The organism is Photobacterium damselae, assembly GCF_003026815.1.
GTDB classification, from domain to species: domain Bacteria; phylum Pseudomonadota; class Gammaproteobacteria; order Enterobacterales; family Vibrionaceae; genus Photobacterium; species Photobacterium damselae.
The window spans coordinates 59,263-82,290 of the sequence record NZ_PYOG01000017.1 but is presented as its reverse complement, the minus strand read 5'-3'; the positions used below and the strand labels follow the sequence as shown (position 1 = coordinate 82,290).

General features: G+C 37.4%; 21 protein-coding genes. 4 read left to right on the top strand and 17 right to left on the bottom strand.

What is annotated here, in order from left to right:
* Positions 1 to 7: 7 nt before the first annotated feature.
* The 4 genes from CTN07_RS14720 to CTN07_RS14705 all read right to left on the bottom strand — a co-directional run bounded on the left by CTN07_RS14720 (position 8) and on the right by CTN07_RS14705 (position 6,301).
* Positions 8 to 316: a helix-turn-helix transcriptional regulator gene (locus tag CTN07_RS14720; RefSeq protein ID WP_036765706.1), complete on the bottom strand. Its 309-nt coding sequence runs from the start codon at positions 314 to 316 to the stop codon at positions 8 to 10.
* A 594-nt stretch (positions 317 to 910) separates the two neighbouring features.
* Positions 911 to 1,270 carry a hypothetical protein gene (locus CTN07_RS14715; protein WP_036765707.1) on the bottom strand — a complete coding sequence of 120 codons (360 nt, stop codon included), beginning with the start codon at positions 1,268 to 1,270 and terminating at the stop codon, positions 911 to 913.
* A 139-nt stretch (positions 1,271 to 1,409) separates the two neighbouring features.
* The gene (gene fdhF / locus CTN07_RS14710; protein WP_036765708.1) at positions 1,410 to 5,567 is read right to left on the bottom strand and encodes a formate dehydrogenase subunit alpha; all 4,158 of its coding nucleotides are present in this window, start codon (positions 5,565 to 5,567) and stop codon (positions 1,410 to 1,412) included.
* 365 nt (positions 5,568 to 5,932) lie between these two features.
* Positions 5,933 to 6,301: a cupin domain-containing protein gene (locus tag CTN07_RS14705; RefSeq protein ID WP_005305268.1), complete on the bottom strand. Its 369-nt coding sequence runs from the start codon at positions 6,299 to 6,301 to the stop codon at positions 5,933 to 5,935.
* Between the two features lie 636 nt (positions 6,302 to 6,937).
* On the opposite strand from CTN07_RS14705, the gene CTN07_RS14700 reads away from it, so the two are divergent.
* Positions 6,938 to 7,558 carry a hypothetical protein gene (locus CTN07_RS14700; RefSeq protein ID WP_136039098.1) on the top strand — a complete coding sequence of 207 codons (621 nt, stop codon included), beginning with the start codon at positions 6,938 to 6,940 and terminating at the stop codon, positions 7,556 to 7,558.
* A gap of 34 nt (positions 7,559 to 7,592) precedes the next feature.
* Here CTN07_RS14700 and CTN07_RS14695 read toward each other — a convergent pair whose 3' ends face one another.
* Together CTN07_RS14695 and CTN07_RS14690 are read right to left on the bottom strand one after the other, a co-directional pair.
* A complete protein-coding gene (locus CTN07_RS14695; protein WP_036765709.1) occupies positions 7,593 to 7,988 on the bottom strand; it encodes a VOC family protein in 396 nt (131 codons plus the stop codon).
* A 207-nt stretch (positions 7,989 to 8,195) separates the two neighbouring features.
* On the bottom strand, positions 8,196 to 8,447 hold the full coding sequence (locus CTN07_RS14690) for a hypothetical protein (protein ID WP_036765712.1): 252 nt from the start codon (positions 8,445 to 8,447) through the stop codon (positions 8,196 to 8,198).
* Between the two features lie 290 nt (positions 8,448 to 8,737).
* Here CTN07_RS14690 and CTN07_RS14685 point away from each other — a divergent pair, with 290 nt between their 5' ends.
* The 3 genes from CTN07_RS14685 to CTN07_RS14675 all read left to right on the top strand — a co-directional run bounded on the left by CTN07_RS14685 (position 8,738) and on the right by CTN07_RS14675 (position 10,970).
* Positions 8,738 to 9,655: a polyprenyl-phosphate transporter gene (locus CTN07_RS14685; RefSeq protein WP_036765714.1), complete on the top strand. Its 918-nt coding sequence runs from the start codon at positions 8,738 to 8,740 to the stop codon at positions 9,653 to 9,655.
* Positions 9,656 to 9,763: 108 nt separating this feature from the next.
* Positions 9,764 to 10,357 (top strand): SCO family protein, encoded by a 594-nt coding sequence (locus CTN07_RS14680; RefSeq protein ID WP_005305277.1) that lies wholly within the window; start codon positions 9,764 to 9,766, stop codon positions 10,355 to 10,357.
* A 358-nt stretch (positions 10,358 to 10,715) separates the two neighbouring features.
* Positions 10,716 to 10,970, top strand: coding sequence for an Lpp/OprI family alanine-zipper lipoprotein (locus CTN07_RS14675; protein ID WP_005305280.1), 255 nt, complete (start codon positions 10,716 to 10,718; stop codon positions 10,968 to 10,970).
* Positions 10,971 to 11,026: 56 nt separating this feature from the next.
* On the opposite strand, the gene CTN07_RS14670 is transcribed toward CTN07_RS14675, so the two are convergent.
* From CTN07_RS14670 to malF, 11 genes are all read right to left on the bottom strand, one after another.
* Complete coding sequence (locus tag CTN07_RS14670) at positions 11,027 to 12,496, bottom strand: bifunctional ADP-dependent NAD(P)H-hydrate dehydratase/NAD(P)H-hydrate epimerase (protein ID WP_005305282.1); 1,470 nt, start codon at positions 12,494 to 12,496, stop codon at positions 11,027 to 11,029.
* Positions 12,497 to 12,660: 164 nt separating this feature from the next.
* The gene (locus CTN07_RS14665) at positions 12,661 to 14,100 is read right to left on the bottom strand and encodes an EAL domain-containing protein (protein ID WP_005305284.1); all 1,440 of its coding nucleotides are present in this window, start codon (positions 14,098 to 14,100) and stop codon (positions 12,661 to 12,663) included.
* A gap of 187 nt (positions 14,101 to 14,287) precedes the next feature.
* Entirely contained in the window at positions 14,288 to 14,548 is a 261-nt protein-coding gene (locus CTN07_RS14660) for a hypothetical protein (protein ID WP_225314594.1), read from the bottom strand.
* Between the two features lie 154 nt (positions 14,549 to 14,702).
* Entirely contained in the window at positions 14,703 to 15,092 is a 390-nt protein-coding gene (locus tag CTN07_RS14655) for a SufE family protein (protein WP_036765719.1), read from the bottom strand.
* Positions 15,093 to 15,104: 12 nt separating this feature from the next.
* Positions 15,105 to 16,322, bottom strand: coding sequence for a SufS family cysteine desulfurase (locus tag CTN07_RS14650; protein ID WP_005305292.1), 1,218 nt, complete (start codon positions 16,320 to 16,322; stop codon positions 15,105 to 15,107).
* Complete coding sequence (sufD, locus tag CTN07_RS14645; protein ID WP_005305293.1) at positions 16,319 to 17,590, bottom strand: Fe-S cluster assembly protein SufD; 1,272 nt, start codon at positions 17,588 to 17,590, stop codon at positions 16,319 to 16,321. The genes CTN07_RS14650 and sufD overlap by 4 nt, the downstream gene beginning before the upstream one ends.
* A complete protein-coding gene (sufC, locus tag CTN07_RS14640; protein ID WP_005305295.1) occupies positions 17,568 to 18,311 on the bottom strand; it encodes a Fe-S cluster assembly ATPase SufC in 744 nt (247 codons plus the stop codon). Before sufC ends, sufD begins: the two co-directional genes overlap by 23 nt.
* A 2-nt stretch (positions 18,312 to 18,313) precedes the next feature.
* Entirely contained in the window at positions 18,314 to 19,792 is a 1,479-nt protein-coding gene (gene sufB, locus CTN07_RS14635) for a Fe-S cluster assembly protein SufB (RefSeq protein WP_005305298.1), read from the bottom strand.
* Between the two features lie 3 nt (positions 19,793 to 19,795).
* Positions 19,796 to 20,164 (bottom strand): iron-sulfur cluster assembly accessory protein, encoded by a 369-nt coding sequence (locus tag CTN07_RS14630; protein WP_036765721.1) that lies wholly within the window; start codon positions 20,162 to 20,164, stop codon positions 19,796 to 19,798.
* A gap of 366 nt (positions 20,165 to 20,530) precedes the next feature.
* Entirely contained in the window at positions 20,531 to 21,421 is an 891-nt protein-coding gene (gene malG / locus CTN07_RS14625) for a maltose ABC transporter permease MalG (protein ID WP_005305300.1), read from the bottom strand.
* A gap of 11 nt (positions 21,422 to 21,432) precedes the next feature.
* The gene (gene malF, locus CTN07_RS14620; protein ID WP_005305303.1) at positions 21,433 to 23,028 is read right to left on the bottom strand and encodes a maltose ABC transporter permease MalF; all 1,596 of its coding nucleotides are present in this window, start codon (positions 23,026 to 23,028) and stop codon (positions 21,433 to 21,435) included.

The window sequence follows — 23,028 nt, the reverse complement described above, 5'->3', positions numbered from 1 at the left end:
AATTATACTAAGAAACAAAATCTAACTCTTCTTCGAGTATTTTTTCAAATAATTTCATATACCAATCACGCCTTTTGGGTTCTAGCTCTGCCAGCAAACCAAGTAACCTCTCACAATCCATAGGGTTATTTCTCTCAAAAAAATAACTTACGGGTTTATTAGTAATCTCTGAAATTTTATTTAACAGATCAACTCTTGGTACTCGTACTCCATTTTCAATATCAACATACGTTTGTCTTGATATTCCAAGTTTTTTAGCCATTTCGAGTTGAGTAATCTTTTGTGATTTTCTTGCCCTCAGAATTAAAACATGCATTAGATAAACCTAAAATAAACAGTGGACTCGAACTTATTAATATATCAGTTAATAGTCAATATATTTTTATAGAGCATGCCAATTACAAGCTTATTATGTCCATTTTCTTAGTTCATATGTAATTAAAAATCGACATCATTGAATATTTTAAATTTATAGTTAGTGTAATATAAAAATCACGATCAGCCCTTTTAAATACCAACAAAGAATAAAAACTCTAACTTTTCCAGTATCTTACCTCATTATTTTGGAATGCGCATCACATTTTATAGCGAAACATACATAGTAATACATAAATATACAAATAATATTTCTATATTATATCTCATTAAATCTAAACATTTTAAATGATAATGTAAATAACAAATACCACCAAGGAATTAAATGGTTATATCAGACATCATTTATAACAAAAGAGAGTAAAAATAATTATTTCACTCTCTTTTTGATAGAAAACCATATGGTAGAAGTAAAACTTTGGATAATTGCATACATATAGTGTCAATAATTTTGGGTTTAGTAGTAATAGTTCTTTAACTCATAATCTTACCTTTAAACCAAATTATATTCGCTACTACATATCAAACACTGCATTTACTTAGATATATTCTTCTTAGATTGATTTAATTGATACTCTCGTAACTTAAAGTAGCCGTAGCTTGCTATAATCAAAAAGGCTAAATATGATAAAGAAAAAACAAATGGAGATGACAATAACTCTTTATTAATTCCCCACATAACACCGACAATAGTAACAATGATCTTTGTAAACAGACCTAATAAAAGCATCAAAAAGGCTAATTGAGGATAACGACTAGATGTTCGAAAGGTTACCCAATATCCCATTCCAACAGCAAGAGAAGCGACACCAACACCTAAAACAAATGAGTGAAAATGTTCGCCAGATAAGATCCCTGCTAAAACGGAGATCACAACAATAATGCCAAATTTCATCACTCACCTCAGATAATGTACTGCGTATATGAAGATTCTATACCTAAGCATGGTATCAAACCAGTTATTAAGGCTGAAAAAAAGCCACTAAACCCAAGGCTTAGTGGCTCTATCTATCAAAATAAGATTAAGGCTACAATTAAGCTAATTCAACCTCTTTTGCTTCTATCTTCTCAATTTTCACTGCCGCAACTTTAAACTCAGGGATCTTAGCATGCGGGTCAGTTGCTGTTATGGTTAAACGGTTTGCTGGTGATTCTGCAAAATGGAATGGTACAAATACAACACCATCTTGCATACGTTTAGTCACAAATGCTGGCGTTTCAATAGCGCCACGACGAGTTGCAACACGGATCATTTCACCATTATGAATACCTAGACGCTCAGCATCTGTCACACTAATCATTGCCCGAGGTCCTGCAAGATTATCCAAACCTTTCGTTTTACGAGTCATAGTACCAGTGTGGAACTGCTCTAGTAGACGGCCAGTTGTTAAGACCAGAGGAAACTCTTCATCAGGGAGCTCTGCTGCATAACGGAATGGAACCGCAGCCATTTCGCCTTTACCACGAACAAAGCGCTCTTCATGCATAATACGAGTACCTTGAGGTTTATTCACATTACATGGCCATTGGATACCTTCATAGCCAACCGCATCCCAACTGATACCTGCATATTGAGGCGTTAGTTGCGTGATTTCTTCTGTGATCTCTTGAACAGAATCATAATGCCATTGCCCTCCCATCGCCTGAGAGACCATTTGCAAAATCTGCCAGTCTTGTTTAGCTTCACCAGGAGGATTTACCGCAGCTTGAATACGCTGTACTCGGCGCTCGGTATTAGTAAAATGCCCATCTTTTTCAGCAAAGGAGCACGATGGCAATACTACATCTGCATATTCAGCCGTTTCCGTTAAGAAAATATCTTGCACTACAAGGAAATCTAGCTTTTCAAGACCTTCAATTACATGCGCTTGGTTCGGATCGCTTAGTACTGGGTTTTCACCCATAACATACAAACCTTTTACCTGATCATGGCATGCAGCATCAATAATCTCGGTCAGGGTTAAACCTTTTTTCGCAGGTAGATTAGGTTTATTCCACGCCTTAGCAAATTTCTGGTGATTCTCAGGTACTTCTACTTTTTGATATCCAGGGAAGTCCCACGGCAGAGCACCCATATCACAAGCGCCCTGCACATTCGACTGACCACGTAGAGGATTGATGCCAGCACCTTCAATACCTATGTTACCGCACAACATTTGCAAGTTTGCAATTGAACGAACGTTATCATGGCCTGTAGTGTGCTGTGTAATACCCATAGAGTAATAAATAGCAGTACGCTCTGCGGTACCAATTAAACGAGCCATCTCAAGAACATCACTCGCTTTTACCCCAGTTACCAACTCCACTTTTTCCAGCGAATAGGCCTCTTGCATCACTTCAGCTTTTAATGCATTAAAGCCTTCAACTCGCTCATCAATATATGCTTGATCATGCCAATTATTTTTGATGATCTGCTGCATAATGCCATTCAACAGCATCACATCAGTACCAGGGCGCTGAGCGACATACAGTTCAGCATGGGCAACAATATCAACCTTCTTAGGATCAGCAACAATAAGACGAGCGCCATGGTGACGAACGGCTTGTTTTATGTGTGAACCAATAATCGGGTGAGCAGATGATGTATCGGATCCAATAATAAATATCAGATCTGAATGCTTGATACTTGGAATATCATTTGTCATCGCCCCACTGCCGAGTGATGCTTCAAGACCGGTTACCGTTGATGCGTGACATAAGCGAGCGCAGTGATCAACGTTATTAGTTTCAAACTCACAACGGACAAATTTCTGGAAGACAAAGTTATCTTCATTAGTTGTTTTAGCCGATGAAAATCCAGCTAATGCATCTCCACCTTTTTCATTTTTGATCGCTGTAAACTTCTCAGCAATAAGAGAGATAGCCTCATCCCATGTAGCAGGAACTAATTGACCTTCTTTACGAATAAGCGGTGTTTGTAAACGTTCTTGACTATTAATGAAATCAAAACCAAAGCGGCCTTTCACACACAGCATACCTTGGTTCACTGGTGATTTTTCAGAGCCTTGTACATAGCGGATCTTATTTTTAGCTTTATCCACAAACATGGTTAAACGACAACCAATACCACAATAGGTACAGATAGTTTCAACAGGCGTCAATAATTCAATTCGACCTTGCGCTTTATCACGTTTATCAACCAATGCACCAGTAGGACACGCTTGTACACAAGCACCACATTGTACACATTTTGAATCGCCCATATTTACGCCATCAAAACCAGGTCGGCATTCAGGACGCTGAGCAGGTGTGCCATCAGCATTTTTCATAAAGCTTAAAACGCCATGTACTGCTTTTTCGTTGCAGGCTTGTACACACTGACCACAACTGATACAGCGGTTAGCATCAAACACAATAAATTCAGAAGAGTCATCTACACAGAATTTCTGCTTTGCTTCGTTCTCTAAATCGGTTTCAGCCGCTTTGTACTCAGTTGCATAATCACGCAACTTACAGTCTTTATTCGCTTGGCAGCCACACTCTAGACAGCGAGCCGCTTCTGTTATTGCGGCTTCATTATCAAAACCTAATTCAACTTCACCAAAATTAAGAGCGCGTTGCTCTGAGCTAAGCTCTGGCATAACTGCACGCATCACTTTTGGAATGGCCGCAAATTGTTCAGGCGCAACTAATTTTAGTTTTGTCTCTTTTTGTGAGTTAAATTCTTTAGCTGGAATCTGCTCCATCGAGCCACTAAAGAATCGATCAATAGCTTGAGCGGCGCGACGACCATCAGCTACAGCTTCGATAGCCGTTGCAGGTCCACGACGAAAGTCACCAATACTAAAGATATTCTCAACACCACTGTGCATGGTCTCAGGGTGAGCATCTGAGGTATTCCAACGCGTCAACGGCAACTCAATCGTTTCGTTATCAAGAAAACTCAAATCTGCTTTTTGCGATACTGCCGCTATAACGGTATCAAACTCTTCAATAAAGAATTCACCCGTTGCCTTTGGACTACGACGGCCTGATGCATCTGGCTCCCCTAAAGCCATCTTTTCCAATTTCACTTGGCATACACGACCATTAGCATCAGCAATATTTTCAGCGGGATTGGTTAAGAAGTGGAATTTAACCCCTTCATGTTCAGCTTCTGCGATTTCATAATCTTCTGCAGGCATTTCATCGCGAGTACGACGATAAATCAATGTGGTATCAGCACCATCACGAACCGCTGTACGCGCACAGTCGATAGCCGTATTACCACCACCAATAACGGCAACTTTTTTACCCGTAACTAATTTATGTTCGGTGACATAATCTTTAAGATAATCAACACCTAAGTAACAACCGTCAAGATCGCTGCCCGTATAGTGCATTTCTACCGCTTTTGATGCACCAACAGCTAGACATACCGCATCAAAATCATGAGAGAGATCCGATAAAGTGAAATCTTCACCTAACTTTTTATTCGTGTAGATTTCCATGCCATTACGGCACATTAACTCTACTTCTTTATCTAAAATAGACTTAGGTAAGCGGTATTCAGGAATACCATAACGAAGCCATCCTCCTGTTTCAGGCATCGCTTCATAAACCGTGACATTGTAACCTTCATTAGATAGATAATAGCCACAAGTTAAACCGCCAGGACCACTACCAACAACCGCAATAGATTTACCTTTTGCTGGCTTTTTCTCTGGTACATAGGCTTCTTGAGCTTTTAAATCAATATCTGCGGCATGACGCTTTAATTGACGAATCGCAATTGGCTCATCAACTAACCCTCGGCGACATTCAGCTTCACAAAAAGCAGGACAAACACGACCAATAGATAGTGGCATAGGTAAAGTACGTTTAATAACTTCAACCGCTTTCTGATGATCATTTTGTGAAATATGGTAAAGGTAAGATTGAATATCTACCCCTGCTGGACATGCTGTTTGGCAAGGGGCTTCACAATCTGCATAGTGATCAGACAAAATTTTATTCAGCGCTGTTTGACGACGTGAACTGAGCTCTTCTGACTGAGTCGTTACTGACATTCCTTCGGCTGGCTTGGTTTCACAAGCACGTTGTACTCCCTGACCATCAATCTCTACTACGCAAAGATTACAAGCAACTTTCTCACCTTTTGTGTTCTTACCACATAGCGATGGGATATCCACCTGACATTGCTTAGCAGCTTCCAGTAGATTTTGATCTGGGTCGATGGCGAACACTTGTCCGTCGATCGTTATATTTATCATTATAGCCTCATTGTTCTAACTAACTTTGCCCCGCGATGCTCTTAAGAACACTCTTAATATATCTATTTTTAGGTCAATTTTTGCTTGACCTTTATGGCAAAGTTCATGGATGACAAAAATCATCTAGTAATACGCCGACAGTATCAAAATTACATAAGTTTATTCTTTGATTTGAAGCACAATAGCAGTTTATTCTCAACAAAAAGGATTTAACTGATAATTATTCGCACGAAATACAGTAGAGTAGTTATTCTAACTAGAAGGATAGAAAATGAAGAGAAGAGAATAAGAGATAAATTACTTAAAAAGCATAAAAGCGCTGCGAAAGTAAAACTCTCTCGCAACGCAAAAGGAAGAAGACACAATTAATCAGCAATAAAGCCAAATTCACCGTCTTGTACGTAAACCATTTTCGTATCTTCAGTGTAAATTACTGAGTGAATTTGATTTGCAGGAATGTATGCAGTATCACCTTTTCTAAATATCTGAACATCCCCTTTCTTAATCAATGAGCCATCATCTTGACGATCAAAAAATTGCACATCTATACGACCTTCAACCATCACAGACATATCGTCATGAGGATGATGATGAGGATCTTCAACTGTACCGGCATCCCACACTTCTAACATTGAAGTAATTGGTTGAGCACAACTTGCATCACGAAAATAAAATCCTTGAGGAGCTTCTGGGTCAACAGCCATGTCAGACCATACTTTCTCATTAAGAGCCATATTCTCTCTCCTATCTTATTAATTATTGATACGGATCATTTTTTATAAAGAATATGCCTAAGTCTATATTGTCGCAACAGCTGAAATAGAAAGATGAAAATCATCATTCACCCAAAAAATAAAAGCTTATCATTTAAGGTAAAAGAAAAGGCCTTAAAGGTATATAACTGACCATCACAAATACAAATTGTTGCTATTTTAAACAGATATCAATCCAATGTTGAAATCATAGTTTTATCAGCTTTTGAAAACTCGTTAGCTCATTACTGCACAGGTATAGATTCCTATAGCGACTGAGATAGCAACAATTATCAACACTACCTCAAATAATTTATCTGGCATAATATCACACGTAATAAAGACTAGATGATAGTAATATATAAAACGAGCCTAAACTGCAGCTTAACAATTAGATAAAAGACAATAATTTAATAACCATATCTACTTCATACATTATTGTAAGTTAATTTTTTTCATACAAAAATGTATAGTCACTCTACAATCCACTTCATTAATATTGAGATAAACGCCAATACAGCTTATGAATAATACAGATAACACTATTACATATTCATTATGCTGACTTACTTACGATTTCTAATCATCTCGATCTATCTCCTTTTCGTTCTACCCGCTATGGCTTATGACTCGTTAGAAATGATGAAAAGCCATCCAGCTATACTCGATGGAAACCATATACAACTCCCTCTGAATGAATATTCTGCATTATCAATACTAGCCCAGTGGCACGTAAGCTCTAGTGAACTTCCATCTGAACAGATAGAAATGATAACTACTCAATATTTATCAAAAGACTTATGGGGCAATGATATTAATCGAAATTTAATTCGAGATGATTATGAAAAAATCCTATTAAGCAGTTATCAAAGGCCTGAATATGTCGTAATGGGGCTTTTAGCATCTAAAAGATGGGATAGAATCCTAGAATTAATAAATGATCAAACTATATCTACTGCAGAAAGCCTCAAACTGATGAAGGATATGATTGCAATAAATCGGTGCTATTTTCAATTACAACAAATTGATCAACATTTAAGATCGCCAATATTGGATTATTTTAATACTCCTGAAAGGTTACAAGTAAAAGAGCAAGCTGAAATAAAATTACTCAAAAATATTGGCAACAGACAGCACCATTTAGTTAATCACAATAATCCATGCGATTTTTTTGGTACTATGGCAGAAAAAATTATGAAAGAAGGAGAGATATCTTATGCAAAAATAAAGCATCAATAACTGATGCTTTATCATTTATAAATAATAAATTGGCTTATAGATCCCAATCTAAGTTTTGAAGAACTAGACGATAACCATCAATATCTTCGAATGTTTTACCAACAGACTCCCAGTATGGATTAATGTTTTCAACCACATTAAAACCAGCACTGATCATACTACGGCAAGCTCGCTCCCACTCTCGACTACAAGCAATATAGAAAACCAATTGCTGCTCTTGATTAGGGGCTTTACCAATTTTTGTACCGATGCGATGGGTAAACTCTAAATGATAAGCATGTTTTCGATGACCAAGAATTACGCCATCAAAACCCTCATGATCCTTGAATTCTTTAACTTTTTCAAAGCCTAAAGCGGAATACATTTCAGCTATAGTATCAAGATTATCTGTCGGTCTTACAACTCGTAAAGTCGAATCTCTTGGTATCATGTAATTATTCCTTAAATACACGAAATCAGGACTCACTGATAAACTGAATCCTGATATAAATAAAATAAGTATCACTGTTATATCGAAATAAGATACAAACTAATTTTAATTTTTCAAGATTTTACGTGGTTTTCTGCAAAGAATAAAATCTAGAGCACAAATTCAACATATAATGGTCTTATTACATATATATAAATGTGCAATTATTTACGCAATTAATTCGCCGCTACTCACCAACGATAAACTATCTGGAGTATATTTTTGATACGAAATATTTCTTCTATCAGGAAAATTTAATTCTTTAGTGACTTTGATCACATACCTCGCCACAACATTATCATCCGGTGATTTTTCAACTAACCATAGGGTTTCAATATCATGTGATTTTGTCGTATCCCACTTCATATCAGCTCGAATGAGTTGATTCTCTGTTGCAATACCGAGCAGAGTCTTATACATCTGATTACTCCATTAATCGTAAGATTGTATTTAAAATTTATAAAACCACTTTACCTAGATTCTTCTTTTTTAATATTAGAATGGTCACAATTTGTACATTAACGTAATAAGTTCTGTTTTCTTTCTCTGAATTTAAAAGCATTCCTATAGAATATCAAATAAACAGAAGTAATGACCTACGAACATATATCCCTGTAAAATTAGTGTCAATCATCTTATCTTTTCACTCTTTTTTCTTGTTTTTAAATGTATAATATCGCCAGTTTTTTAATTAAATAAGATGATCTTACATGAATAAGCTGATTACCTTTTTAAAAGGAATGGCAATGGGTGCAGCTGATGTTGTCCCTGGTGTATCTGGCGGCACAATCGCTTTTATTACAGGTATCTACGATACTCTTTTAGAAAGTATTCGTCGTATTAACCCTAAACTTATCTCTGTTTTAAAAGAGAAAGGTCTTAAAGGTGCTTTTGAGCATGTTAACGGTGCTTTTCTTATCGCCCTTTTCGCTGGTATTTTAACTAGCATCTTTACATTAGCGCGTTTCATTACCTGGATGTTGCATACTCATCCAATTCCACTATGGTCTTTCTTTTTTGGTTTGATCATTGTGTCAGTTATTCATATGTTTAAACAAGTTGACCGCTGGGCTTTAACTCGTTTTATTGCCGTTATTCTTGGGGCTGCTTTTGCATATGGTATTACAGTTGTTAACCCTGTCAGCATGGATCCAACGCCAGTCAATATCGTCATTGCAGGCGCTATCGCTATCTGCGCTATGATCTTACCTGGAATTTCAGGTAGCTTTATTCTATTGCTGCTCGGTATGTATGCCCCAATTTTAGGTGCGGCAAAATCGATGGATGTTGTTACTCTCGGTCTATTTGCAATGGGCTGTGTCGTTGGTCTTTTGACGTTTTCTCATGTTTTATCTTGGATCTTAAGAAACTACCGAGATATCGCTTTAACTTTCTTAACTGGATTAATGATCGGAACCCTTGGCAAAATCTGGCCATGGAAAGAAACGTTAACTTGGCGTATTAACTCTCATGGAGAGCAGGTTCCTCTTGTAGAACAAAACTTATCTCCTTTTAATTTTGAACATGTAACAGGCCAACCAGCACTTTTAGGCTATGCTGTTGTCGCCATGATTTTGGGTATTGCTATTGTTTGGGGATTAGAAAAGTTCGCGCAACACGGTGAATAATCACTAGATAAAGTTACTTTAATCACAAAGTAAACTTACCAGCATAAAAGCTCATTAAACAGCCTGTTATATTTACTATAACAGGCTGTTTTTATATAGGGACTTATCATGCGGTATCAGTGGCTAATTCTTATTTGTGCGCTTTTTTCTGGATTAACGGCGCATTATTTCTGGCAAAAACGAGATCCTAATGCTCGCCATGCTCCCTACTACCCAATGCAGATTCTTGAGTATGGAGAAGATGTTATCGACCTTTTCGATACAACAGATCCTCGAATTAGGGTTGTGTATTTTGGTTACACTCAATGCCCTGACGTATGCCCAACCTCATTAGCTATCTTATCAAGTGCTTTAGATAATTTATCTGAAACACAACGTCAAAATGTGTGGCCGATATTTATAACACTAGATCCAGAAAGAGATACCGCAACAAAAACCAAGGAGTATGCAAGTTATTTTAAGGCTGGGATTACAGGCTTAGTTGGTACTGTCGAACAGACGACTGAATTAGCAAATAAATATGGTGTGCTCTATCTCAAGACTAAAATGCCAGAATCAAAGCTTGAATACACAATCGATCACAACTCCTATTTTTATATTCTTCAGCCTAATGGCAATATTATTAAAAAGGTTGCACATACTTTAAATGTCCAACTGCTGACTCAGGAAATTAATGATGTTTTAATTTCACAGAAACGTTGACAAATTGTTACTATAGCTTTTTCACTTAAATAATTAAATTTCTACCAAAGTACAGTTCAAAACAAAATTAACTCAATAAAAACAAAATGTAAGTTTACGAAAAAACAATTAAAATCAATAAAATAAAACACCATTACTCAAAACTTGAAAACTTAAATCATCAATTGAAACTGTCAATAGAAGGTAAATTTAAGATAAATAATTGCAATTTTGTGTGAATGATCCCATAACGAGAAAAAGTTTTTTTATTATTTATGTGTTTTTAATGAGATTTTTTAGCAAGTTATGCCATAATGAATCTGCCAACTAAAACTTTTACACTCAGTTTGTAGTGGCAGATTAAAGGAGAATAAAGAGAATGAATCGTAAAGTAACTATCCTAGCTGGTGTTATTCTAAGTGCAACTCTAATGGGTTGTTCAAGCTCAAGCGAAATGCAGCAACTAACTAACAAAGTTGACGCACTTTCTGATCAAGTAAGCGCTCTACAAGGCCAACAAGATCAACTAGCTGGCGCTGTTAACGACGCTCGTGCAGCATCTGACGCAGCTTACCAAGAAGCAATGCGTGCTAACCAGCGCATCGACAACATCCGTGGTTCTTACACTAAGTAATAATCATTGATTTGTTTGAGATAGTAAAAAGAGGTGGTTAATTCCACCTCTTTTTTTTATCCATTAGAGCTCAGATAAACCGCATTAGATAAATATGCAATAACATCACTAGCAATTAACCCAATAGGTTTAGTTTTAGCAGCAAGATCACCTGCCAAACTATGAATATGAACACCATAGACAGCAGCCTGAGTCGTATTATAACCTTGTGCTAATAAACTGGTGATAACCCCCGTCAACACATCACCCATTCCTCCTGTTGCCATACTTGCATTTCCAATGGCACAAACAAAAAATTGTTTTCCATCATAAATTACAGTTCCGGCACCTTTAAGTACGACGACACCACCATATTTGCTCTGTATCTTTTGAACTGCTTGATATCGGTCTTGTTCAATATCTTTGATAGTACAATTTAGCAATCGAGCGGCTTCGCCTGGATGAGGGGTTAAGATTCTCAAATCATCAAAGTTAGGAGTCAATGAAAGTATATTCAATGCGTCGGCATCAAATACTTTGGGTAAAGTTTGCTGAGTGATTTGGATAAATAGGTATTTTGCGAACGAACTCAAACCCAAACCTGGTCCGAATCCAAGTGCCGTAGCCCATGATAAACGTTGAGATAACATTTCTTGATTTTGCCAATCAGAAGCCATAACTTCAGGTGTACGGACAAGAGAAGGCATTATATTCGTCGTATCAGTTAAAGAAGCGACTAAACCGGCACCAGAACGTAAACAAGCTTCAGAGGAAAGAAGTAAAGCTCCTCCCATACCTGCATCGCCTCCAATCACCAGAGAGTGCCCTGAATTACCTTTATGATATGTAGGTTTTCTTAGTTTTATTTTTGCGTAAGTTAAAATTCCTTTTACGAACGCATTTTTGCAAAAGGGCGTCTTAACACCTAAGTCGTCAAGAACTAACTTACCAACATACTCTCGTGCAGAGCCTGTAATCAAACCACTTTTTATCGCAATTAAACAAACCGTGGTATCAGCTTTAATAACTTCTTTACTAGCAAATCCGGTATTAGCACATAGCCCTGACGGAATATCGATAGACATTATCGGTAGATTGAGATGATTAATCTTGTGGATAAGCGCACATGTTTCGGGATACACGTTACCGTTCAACCCCGTTCCAAGAAGCGCATCAATAACAAGGTCTATGTTTTGAAAATCGAGATCATCATAAGCCAAAAGAAAACCGCCCGCATTAAGATAGTCCTGTTTAGCTTTATGGCTATCCGATGTTAAGCGGTTTTGATCACCATGATGATGTACCTGAACTCCGTACCCCGCCAATAACGCTAATCTAGCAACAACATAACCATCTCCACCGTTATTGCCTTTACCAACAAATATAATCAGCGAGTGTGCATCGGGATAACTCTGGACAATAGCCTGAAAAACAGCAGTCCCAGCCTTTTGCATAAGTTCATACATGGTTATTTTCAGCTCATTGGCAATACCCTGCTCACCAATCTTAACCTGTTCGGTATCGTAAAATGCTACAACATCAGCCATCTTCATTCCCTGTTAAATTACGTATAGATCTAATCTATTCCTACTTTAACGATATGAAAAGGGCTTCTTGATGACTATTGTTCCTCAATCATTCTTCTGTAATAGCGTTTAAATTAAGTAACCAAATCACTAAGGAATATACTTAGCAATAAAATCATCGACTGTTATTGGTTTACTAAAATAATAGCCTTGGAAATATCTACACCATAGTTTGAAAGCTTATGTACCTGACACTGGTGCTCAACCCCTTCGGCAACAAGACTAATATTAAGTTTTTTAGCTAACGATATGATATTTTTAATGATCTCACTTGAAACACTATCATCACAAACATTATCAATAAACATTTTATCAATTTTTAAGTAATCAAATTGATACTGTTTAAGATATTTTAATGTTGAAAAGCCAGTACCATAATCATCAAGAGCAAACAAAACACCACGCTCCCGTAACTCACTCATAAGTAATGAGATGTACTCAGGATCGGTAAATTCTTCACTTTCTGTTAACTCTAAAATTAAACGACATTGCTCTGCAAGCCATTCACATTTAATACGAATTATCTCATTTTCTAAACATTCTTTTGTAACATTAATACTGAGATGTAGTGACTTATTAGACTCAAGCAGGTTTGGTGTATTGATCAGCTGATCTATCATGGCGTTAGTCATTGATTCCATCAAATCATACTGTTCGATTAATGGGATAAAAACACTTGGAGGTATAACTCGATCATTACTTTTTACCCAACGAGCCAATACTTCACCCCCAATAACATCACCATTACTCGACGATATCGGCTGAATATAAGGCTTGATTTCATTGTTGAGTATGGCATTTTCTAGTTCATATTTTACAAAATCCGTTTTACTAAAAATCCTATTACCATACCCACCAACAACAATCCCTGTAAGTAACATAAACAGAACAAATGTCATATCAAGGGAGGTTAATACAAAAGAATCATCAACATAAATTGAAAATGGATATAATAAAGAACTTACTCGAATATATCCATCAGAGGTATCAATACTTCTTGCTACACCGTCTAAGTTATAAATGGCATCATCAATCTCAATATACAGTTCTCTATCTTCTGTACTAGAAATCAGATTATGGGATAAAAAATAGGTATTAATTCCAATTCTAATCTCAGAATTTTCATTAATTTTTTTTGTTAATATTAATACAGGTTTTTTTGTTATATAGCTCTTATCAATAATGGCTAATTTCTGATGTTTCAAGTTACGATTAACTGGAAAGTTCGTTTTACCTAAGACACTATTACAAATAAGTTTGTTGTTATGAAGTATAACTATAGAGCGAACATATGGTGTAACGGCAGCAATTTGACGCAGCTGATTCAATGATTTGTCACAGTCCAAATAGTCCACTTTCTCTGCCAAGTTTATACTTGAATTCGCATGATTAAAAATGGAATTGAATACTTGAACAGTTTCTTGTGCATAGTTCATTAACTTATGACGTTTATATGCATAATCCATTAACAAAAAACAAGCAGATAACACAAACCAGCTCATAAAAACGAATAGAATAAAAACGTATTTTTTCTTTGTGAAAATCTTAGGTAATTTTTGTAACATATCTTGAACTATGAATATAACTTAGATGTGTAAATTCTTATATGAAATGCTTATTATACACACATAAGAATGTTTTTTTGAAAATAATTCAACTCCATCTAATAAGCCATAGAAAATGAGCTTATTTTAAAACACAACTAAAGATCTACATAAACTCCCCCATTACTTATAGTACTGGGGGAAATTATTATTCATCATCCAATACGCGCTTTATGATGATTTGATTTGGGAAATGTCTTTCTAATTGGGTAACCGAATAAGATGAGGTACCTTGTTTTATATCACTTAAAGGTGCTTCAGAAGCAATTTCAATTGTTACGCCAAACTCGTGAGCTCTTGCTTCAAACGCATCAAACACTTCTTTTTCTTGCTTTGTTAACTGAGTAAGATCTTTACCTTCAAGTTCTAACATCTGGTCTAGTAACCATCTATCTTTGGGTGTCATCATACATACCTTATTTTATCTATGTTTCACTGTTACTCTACGCCGATTTAAACGAAGCTCTAGTATTTATTAACTTCAAAAACTCAAGATTTAATTGCAAATTTACGCATGTTCAAATAACAAAGATAAATGGTTAACTATCTAAAAGAATTAAATTTTATAACTTGTTATAAACTGATTTTACAATTTCACTTAGCCCAACAGCTCTTGATGCCGTTAAATGCTGAGTAAGCTCCAATTCGTTAAACCATTTTTGTAAATCGAAGGTTTTAGCTTGATCTAACGAACAACCATTAAATGCAATAATAATAAGAGCAATCAGGCCTCTCACAATCGCAGCATCACTCATTCCCTTAATTTTTAAACAGTCATTATCTAAATCAATCGAGATCCATACTTGACTCTGACATCCAGAAACACGGTAATCATCAGTACATTTTTCCGATTCCAAGGTACAAAATCGCTCACCAAGCTCGATCATATATAGATATTTTTCTTCCCAATTAACACAGCGCTGGAAATTACGTACTATTTTATCTGGTGTCATTGCTACTCTCTTTTAACCTAATAACATTTGTGTACGTTTAATGCTTGCCACCAGCCTATCAATATCTTCTGCATTGTTATAAAGGGCAATAGAAGCTCGACATACTGCAGCTTGATCTAAACGTTTTAGAAGAGGCATTGCACAATGGTGGCCGGTTCTAATCGCAATACCGTATTGATCTAAAAAACTGCCGACATCAAACGCATGGTGAGGCGTAAGATTAAACGACAGCACGCCATGGCGATTTTTTCCGTTACCATATAACTCAACGTTATCAATATCTGAAAACTGTTGTGACATATATGAAATTAATTGTTTTTCATAGTCCTGTATCTGAGATAAACCGATTTGAGTAACATATTTAATTGCAGCACCAAAGCCCATAATAGCCGCAACATTCGGAGAACCTGCTTCAAAACGCCAAGGCGCAGCTTGATATGAAGTTTTGCTGAATAAATCCACTTTATCAATCATTGCTCCCCCCCCTTCCCATGGAGGTAATTGCTGCAACCATTTTGATGCGATATATAACGCTCCAATTCCCGTTGGACCATAGAGCTTATGAGCTGAAAAAGCATAGAAGTCGCAACCAAGTTCTTGAACATTAGTCTGCTGATGCATGATACCTTGAGCACCATCAACCATAACTGCCGCCCCTACTTGATGTGCCATGCAAATAGCCTCTTTAATGGGCTGCACAGTTCCAAGAACATTTGAAAGTTGGCTAATCGCAACTAACTTTGTTTTTTCCGTTAACAGCTCTCGAAATGCATCTAAACAAAGACCACGGTTATTATCAGCAAGACGCCACACTTTGATTTTTAACCCTAACTTCTGCGCTAACATTTGCCAAGGAACGATATTAGCGTGGTGCTCAAGTTCAGAGATAATAATCTCATCCCCCTCTTGGGCAAAGGTTGGAAGATAGCTGTTGGCAATTAAATTAATAGCTTCAGTTGTCCCTTTGGTAAAAACAATATTGTTCTCCGAAGGTGCATGAATAAATTGCGCAACCCGCTCACGGATCAACTCCATTTGATCCGTTGCACGAGCACTTAACCGATGAATACCTCGATGGACAGCAGCATTGTCATATCGATAAAACTTATCCATTATGTCCAAAACTATTTGTGGTTTTTGTGCTGTTGCTGCGCTATCAAGGTATCGATAATTTTCTTTATCAAGCTGCTGAAAAATCGGAAAATCTTTTCTCCATGGACTCTCAATCATAATGATTGCTCCAATTTCTTTTCAACATGATCAAGCAAATAACGACGAATCGGCTCAAAAGACACCAGATCACACACTTCTTTTGCAAATGCTTTGATGATCATGCGCTCGGCTAGCTCTTTCTTAATACCACGAGCTTGTAGATAAAAAATTTGCTCTTGATCTAACTGACCTGTTGTAGCGCCGTGACTGCACTTCACATCATCAGCATAAATCTCTAATTTAGGCTGGCTATTTATTTGGGCTTTATCACCAATCAATAAATTATGATTATCCATTTGACCATCAGTTTTTAAAGCACCAGGACTTACATAAATTAAACCGTCAAATACACCTTTACCATCATCAACGGCCACCATTTTATGTAGCTGATGGCTACGACAGTGCGATACACTATGATTTAGATAAGTTCGACTATCAAAACATTGATCACGAGCAGGGAGAGATAAACTGTTCATCTCGACAACACCGTTTTCACCCCCTAGCTCACTACTGGTCTTATGGCGGATCCATTTCCCTGATAATAAATAGGCGGAACTCGTCACATTCGCATCACGATTTGTAACTATATGATTATGAGCAAGATGTAGTTGTTCATTTCCCTGTTCAACGATCTTAATATATTCGCCTTGCGCACCATCTTGAGCTTCTATGGATGTGTTGCTAAACACAACTCCTTTATGGGATACCTCCGATAGATTCACATGGTGCTCAATAATTTTTACTTGCGACAAACGACCTAATTGATAGTGATGACGCATCGCACACACTGCTCCATCAAAACTGTCTATGTAATGAATAATGCATAATGGCTTATCTAATATCACTTTAGGTGCAACAGTAAACTTAACCATTTGCGTTTTTAGTGCTTCGGTAAGCTCAACAACTATCTCATTATCCAGCGGATCGACCGCAAGGGATTCAGTACTGATATCATCTCCCTTTAATACGGAAATATCGACACCACACACAGAATCAGATAACTCTTTTTGCCAACACCCATTAATAAATACCATTCGATATACATCTTCAGAACCTAAATAACTAAGATCTTTAGGTATACGGCGTTGAACTAAAGGCACTCGATCATGCCATGGGAGCTCATAAAGAAAGTTAAAGGGTGTAAATTTCCAATCTTCGTCACAACGGGTTGGAAGTCCTAGTTCTAACACTTTTTTCCAATGTTTTTGTTGGTCAAGGGCATCAGGCACTAACGCTTGCCAATTAAGAAGAGTCGATGCTGATTTATTCTCCAATGATCCAGCCATAACCTTTCTCCTCTAACTCTTTAGCTAAACGATAATCACCAGATTTAACAATTTTTCCATCCACCATAACATGAACATAATCTGGTTTAATATAATCAAGAATACGCTGATAATGGGTCACAACAATGAAAGCACGCTTATCGTCACGTAAAGTATTTACACTTTCTGAGACAGCTTTTAACGCATCAATATCAAGGCCAGAATCTGTTTCATCTAAAATACAAAGGCTGGGTTCCAATACCGCCATTTGCAAAATATCGTTCCGTTTTTTCTCACCACCAGAGAATCCTTCATTAACGGAACGATCCAACAAATGAACAGGCATTTTTAACGGCTCCGCTTTCTCTTCTAACAAATCGTCAAAATCAAAGCGGTCTAACTCAGATAATCCTTTATAATTGCGGATACCATTAAGAGCTGTACGTAAAAAGAGCTTATTACTCACACCTGGAATCTCAACCGGGTATTGGAAAGCAAGAAATACCCCTTCACCAGCACGTTCGTCTGCATCTAACTCGATAAGATCTTTATTTAAAAACTCAATACTACCTTGGGTAACTTCATAGTCTTCTTTGCCAGCAAGCGTGGATGACAATGTGCTCTTACCCGAACCATTAGGCCCCATAATTGCGTGAACTTCTCCCGCTTTAATTTGGAGATTAATGCCTTTTAAGATTTCGTTATCTTCGACACTGACATGTAAATTTTTAATATCTAACATAATTAACCCACACTATGTTCAAGACTAATAGAAAGAAGCTTTTGCGCATCCACGGCAAACTCTAATGGCAACTCAGAAAACACATCCTTACAAAAACCATTAACAATCATAGAGATAGCATCATCTTCACTGATCCCTCTCTGCACACAATAAAACAGTTGGTCTTCACCTATTCTGGAAGTTGTTGCCTCATGTTCAATTTGAGCTGATGGGTTTCGCACATCAACGGTTGGGAAAGTATGAGCGCCACATTTATTACCAATGAGCATAGAATCACATTGGGTATAGTTACGAGCACCTTGTGCTGAAGGGAGAATCTTAACTAAACCACGGTAGCTATTTTCGCTTTGGCCTGCGGAGATCCCCTTTGAAATAATGGTCGACTTTGTATTCTTACCGATATGGATCATCTTAGTGCCCGTATCGGCTTTTTGATTACCATTGGTTAATGCAACGGAAAAAAACTCCCCAACAGAATTATCGCCTTGTAAGATCACGCTCGGATATTTCCACGTAATCGCCGAACCTGTTTCCGATTGGGTCCAAGACATCTTACTATTACGACCTTCACATAGAGCTCGTTTAGTTACAAAGTTTAAAATGCCACCATCTTGACCTTCTTCACCGGCAAACCAGTTCTGGACCGTTGAATATTTCACTTCGGCATCTTGATGAATGATGACTTCAACAACGGCGGCATGAAGCTGATAACTATCGCGAACAGGTGCTGAACAACCTTCGATATAACTGACATATGCCCCCTTATCTGCCACTAAAATCGTGCGTTCGAACTGACCCGTCTTTGCCTGATTAATACGAAAATAGGTTGAGAGCTCACGAGGGCAACGAACACCTGGGGGGATGTAAATAAAAGTGCCATCAGAAGCAACAGCCGCATTAAGTGCCGCAAAGAAATTATCTTTTGCAGGAACAACTGTGCCCAAATATTTTTTTACTAATTCAGGATATTGTTGAATCGCCTCACTAAAGGAGCAAAAAATAATGCCCAGCTGTTTGAGTTCTTCGTGATAGGTCGTTGCAACAGAGACAGAGTCAAAAATAGCATCAACAGCAATATCAGCCCCTTCTCGAACAGGGACTCCTAACAATTCAAAAGCTTCTTCAACTTCTTGTGTTAAAAACTCACTATTAGCACTTTCTTGATCTGTATTTGACGAATCAATATTGTCACAGCGAGCACAGCTAGGTGCGGAATAATAACTGTAGTCTTGATAATCCAATTTTGGGTATTCGGCTTTTAACCAGTGAGGTTCTTTCATTGTGAGCCAATAATTAAAGGCATTTAAGCGAAATTCCAACATCCAATCAGGTTCATTTCTTTTGGCTGAAATGGCGCGAATAACCTCTTCATTAATGCCCTTACTAAAGGTGTCACTGACAACATCGGTATAAAACCCTTCTTTGTAGCGCTTATGATTGAGCACATGATCAATATCGGGTTGGAGTTCAGGTATACTCATAGATCAAATTCCGAAACTTTCACCACAACCGCATTCTGTTTTTACATTAGGGTTATGGTATACAAAGGATTGATTCAAACCTTGTTTAACAAAGTCGATCTCAGTGCCATCGAGCATAGGCATTGCTGACAAAGCGACATAGAAAAGTGCGCCATGAGAGTTAAATGAAACATCTTGTTCTTCAATTACGGTTAATTGTTCAATAACGTATGCATAACCCGTACAGCCAGATATTTTTACTGAAAAACGAACCTCTTTATTGTTTTTTGATAACGAAATAATTCTCTCTGCCGCAGCAGGAGTCGCGGTAATTCCTTTCCATGTTATGTCGGCAAAATTAAACTCTGTCACACTCTTCTTATTGTTACTCATGCCTATATCTCCTAAGCAATAAACCAAACGAGATGATAATGACTATCAGTATCAATTCAACCTTACAGAAAGTAGTAGAAATTATTCAAGTTTAAATAAACACGACATATAGATAATTATAAAAATTAAAGCACTATATATTGATATCAAGCTGGAAATATTAATTACTGTTATTGCTATTAACATTAGTAATTATTGAATACATACGGTGAGGAAATGAGTTTTGCCGATCGTATGAACATTACGAGACTGAGATTTCGAAATGAGAAGCTATAAAATTATTGAACAAAAAAAGAGCCAAAGATCGAGTAACTGATCTTTGGCTCTTTTACATTGTAAGGAATAATATAGGTACTGAGAAGTAAATTAGCCTTTCACACCACCAGCAGTTAAACCACCAACTAAGAATTTTTGCGCTAGCAAGAACACAATCGTAATTGGTAATGCGGAAAGCACAGCTGCAGCCGCAAAGTCACCCCATAAGTAGTTCTGCGGATATAGATATTGCTGCATACCCACTGCCAATGTATATGATCCAACATCACGAAGTAGCAATGAAGCAACAGGAACTTCTGTAACTGCAGCAATGAAAGAAAGAATAAACACAACTGCAAGGATGGGTACAGATAATGGCAATAGTACCATTCTAAAGGCTTGCCATGGTGTTGCTCCATCAAGTGCAGCTGCTTCTTCAAGAGAACCATCAATGGATTCGAAGTATCCTTTAATCGTCCAAACATGAAGTGCAATACCGCCCATATAGGCGAAGATAACGCCACCATGCGTATTCATGCCAAGGAAAGGTACATAAGCACCTAATCGATCAAATAGCGCATACAATGCCACTAATGCCAATACCGCAGGAAACATCTGGAAAATCAGCATAGAGCGTAAAATCAACGTCTTACCTGCAAACTTCATACGAGCAAAAGCATAAGCACAAGTCGTTGATAGGGTCACAATACCAATTGCCGTCAAGCCAGCCACTTTAATAGAGTTCCAAAGCCAAGTCAGAACAGGAAATGGCGGCGGTGTTACCGTACCATCCGCATTTTGTACCGCAATACCTAAAGCCAGTTTCCAGTGCTCAAGTGATGGGTTAGATGGAATCAATTCGCCTGATGCATAGTTTCCTTCTCGAAATGAAATCGCAATCACCATTAAAAGAGGAAACATCATCAAAGCAAGAAAACACCACATTCCAATGTGCGTTGCCCAAACTCGGTATTTTAATGATTGAGGTTGAACCATAGCCATAATCGAACTCCTTACTCTGACTCTAGCTTGGTAAATTTCATATTAAGTAGTGATAAACCACCAACTAATAGGAAGATTAAAGTTGCAATTGCACCTGCTAAGCCAAAGTCTTGACCACCTGCACCTTCAAACGCAACTCGGTAGGTATAACTTACTAATAAATCGGTATGACCTGCTGGAACGGATGTGCCGATCATATCTGGCGCACCATTTGTTAGTAACTGAATCAATACAAAATTATTAAAGTTAAAGGCAAAGCTTGCAATCAATAAAGGAATCATTGGCTTAACAAGAAGAGGCAGCGTAATTTTAAAGAAATTATCAATTGGACCAGCCCCATCCATTGCCGATGCTTCATAAAGATCATCAGGAATGGCTTTTAATAGACCCATAGCCAAAATCATCATATAAGGGTAACCCAACCAGGTATTGACGATAATAAGCATTGTTTTGGCTAAAAACGGGTCGGTAAACCAAGCAGGACTAATACCAAATAAACCTTCTAGCACTTGGTTAATCTCACCAAAGCTTTGGTTAAATAGGCCTTTAAATATCAAGATAGAAATAAAAGCTGGAACCGCATAAGGTAAGATAAGTAACAAGCGATAAACACCACGTCCTTTTAGCTCTTCCCAAGATACAATTTGAGCCAGCACAACACCCACAGCCAAGGTTAAAATCACAGTTAAAGCAGAGAATACAACCGTCCACACAAAGATTTTAAAGAATGGTTGTTGAATACCTGGATCATTAAAGATTCGGGAAAAATTATCCCAACCAATATTAACTATAAAGCCTGGCGAAAGCGGCTCACCAACAAATTGGCCATTAGCATCAACTTGTTGATAGAACCCGATATCCATATTAGGTTTTAGTGTAATCTCTTTTTGATGGTTAATAAGAGTTTCACCATCTTTTTCGAGTGTATAAACAGGTTCAATTTCAGCAAAAGTACGTAAACCTGACATTTTGAGGTTATTACCCTCAGCTCCAATTAAGGTAATGTCACTTAATGCTTTACGATTAGCGATAACTTGCTTTAATGGTGCTTTATCACCAGAAGGTACGGCAACCTCAGTCAGAGAAATCGGCTCTGTTGGTAGTTGCTTCAAATCGTATGCAGGTGTCTGATACCACTTGTTCCCCTCTTGTAAAGCAATATGCACTTTACCGTTATCATCATAAAGAGAGAATTTTACGCTATCACCACTTTGATACGTTTGTTGAAGTAAAACGCTTTGAGCGCGCTCTAAACTTAGCTGGTTTGTGCCACTATAGTTAGTGAAAGCCAAACCTATGGTGTACATAAGAGGGAATATAATAAATAAAATCATGCCCGCAACACCAGGGAAAATATAACGGTGTGCATACATGCTTTTACGAGCAAAAACATAAACGCCAAGCGATGTTAAAACTAATGTTAATAAAGCAAAAGCGTACTCGCCACGGGCGTACATCAAAATGGTCGCATAACCATTAATAATACTGATCAAGCCTAGAGCAAGCCATTTCAACCATTTTTTATTTTGAGAGTCTTTTTTTATACCGACAGACATATCCCCTACAGGGCTCTCTAGTGTCATATCGGCTGCTTGATGAGACTGCAT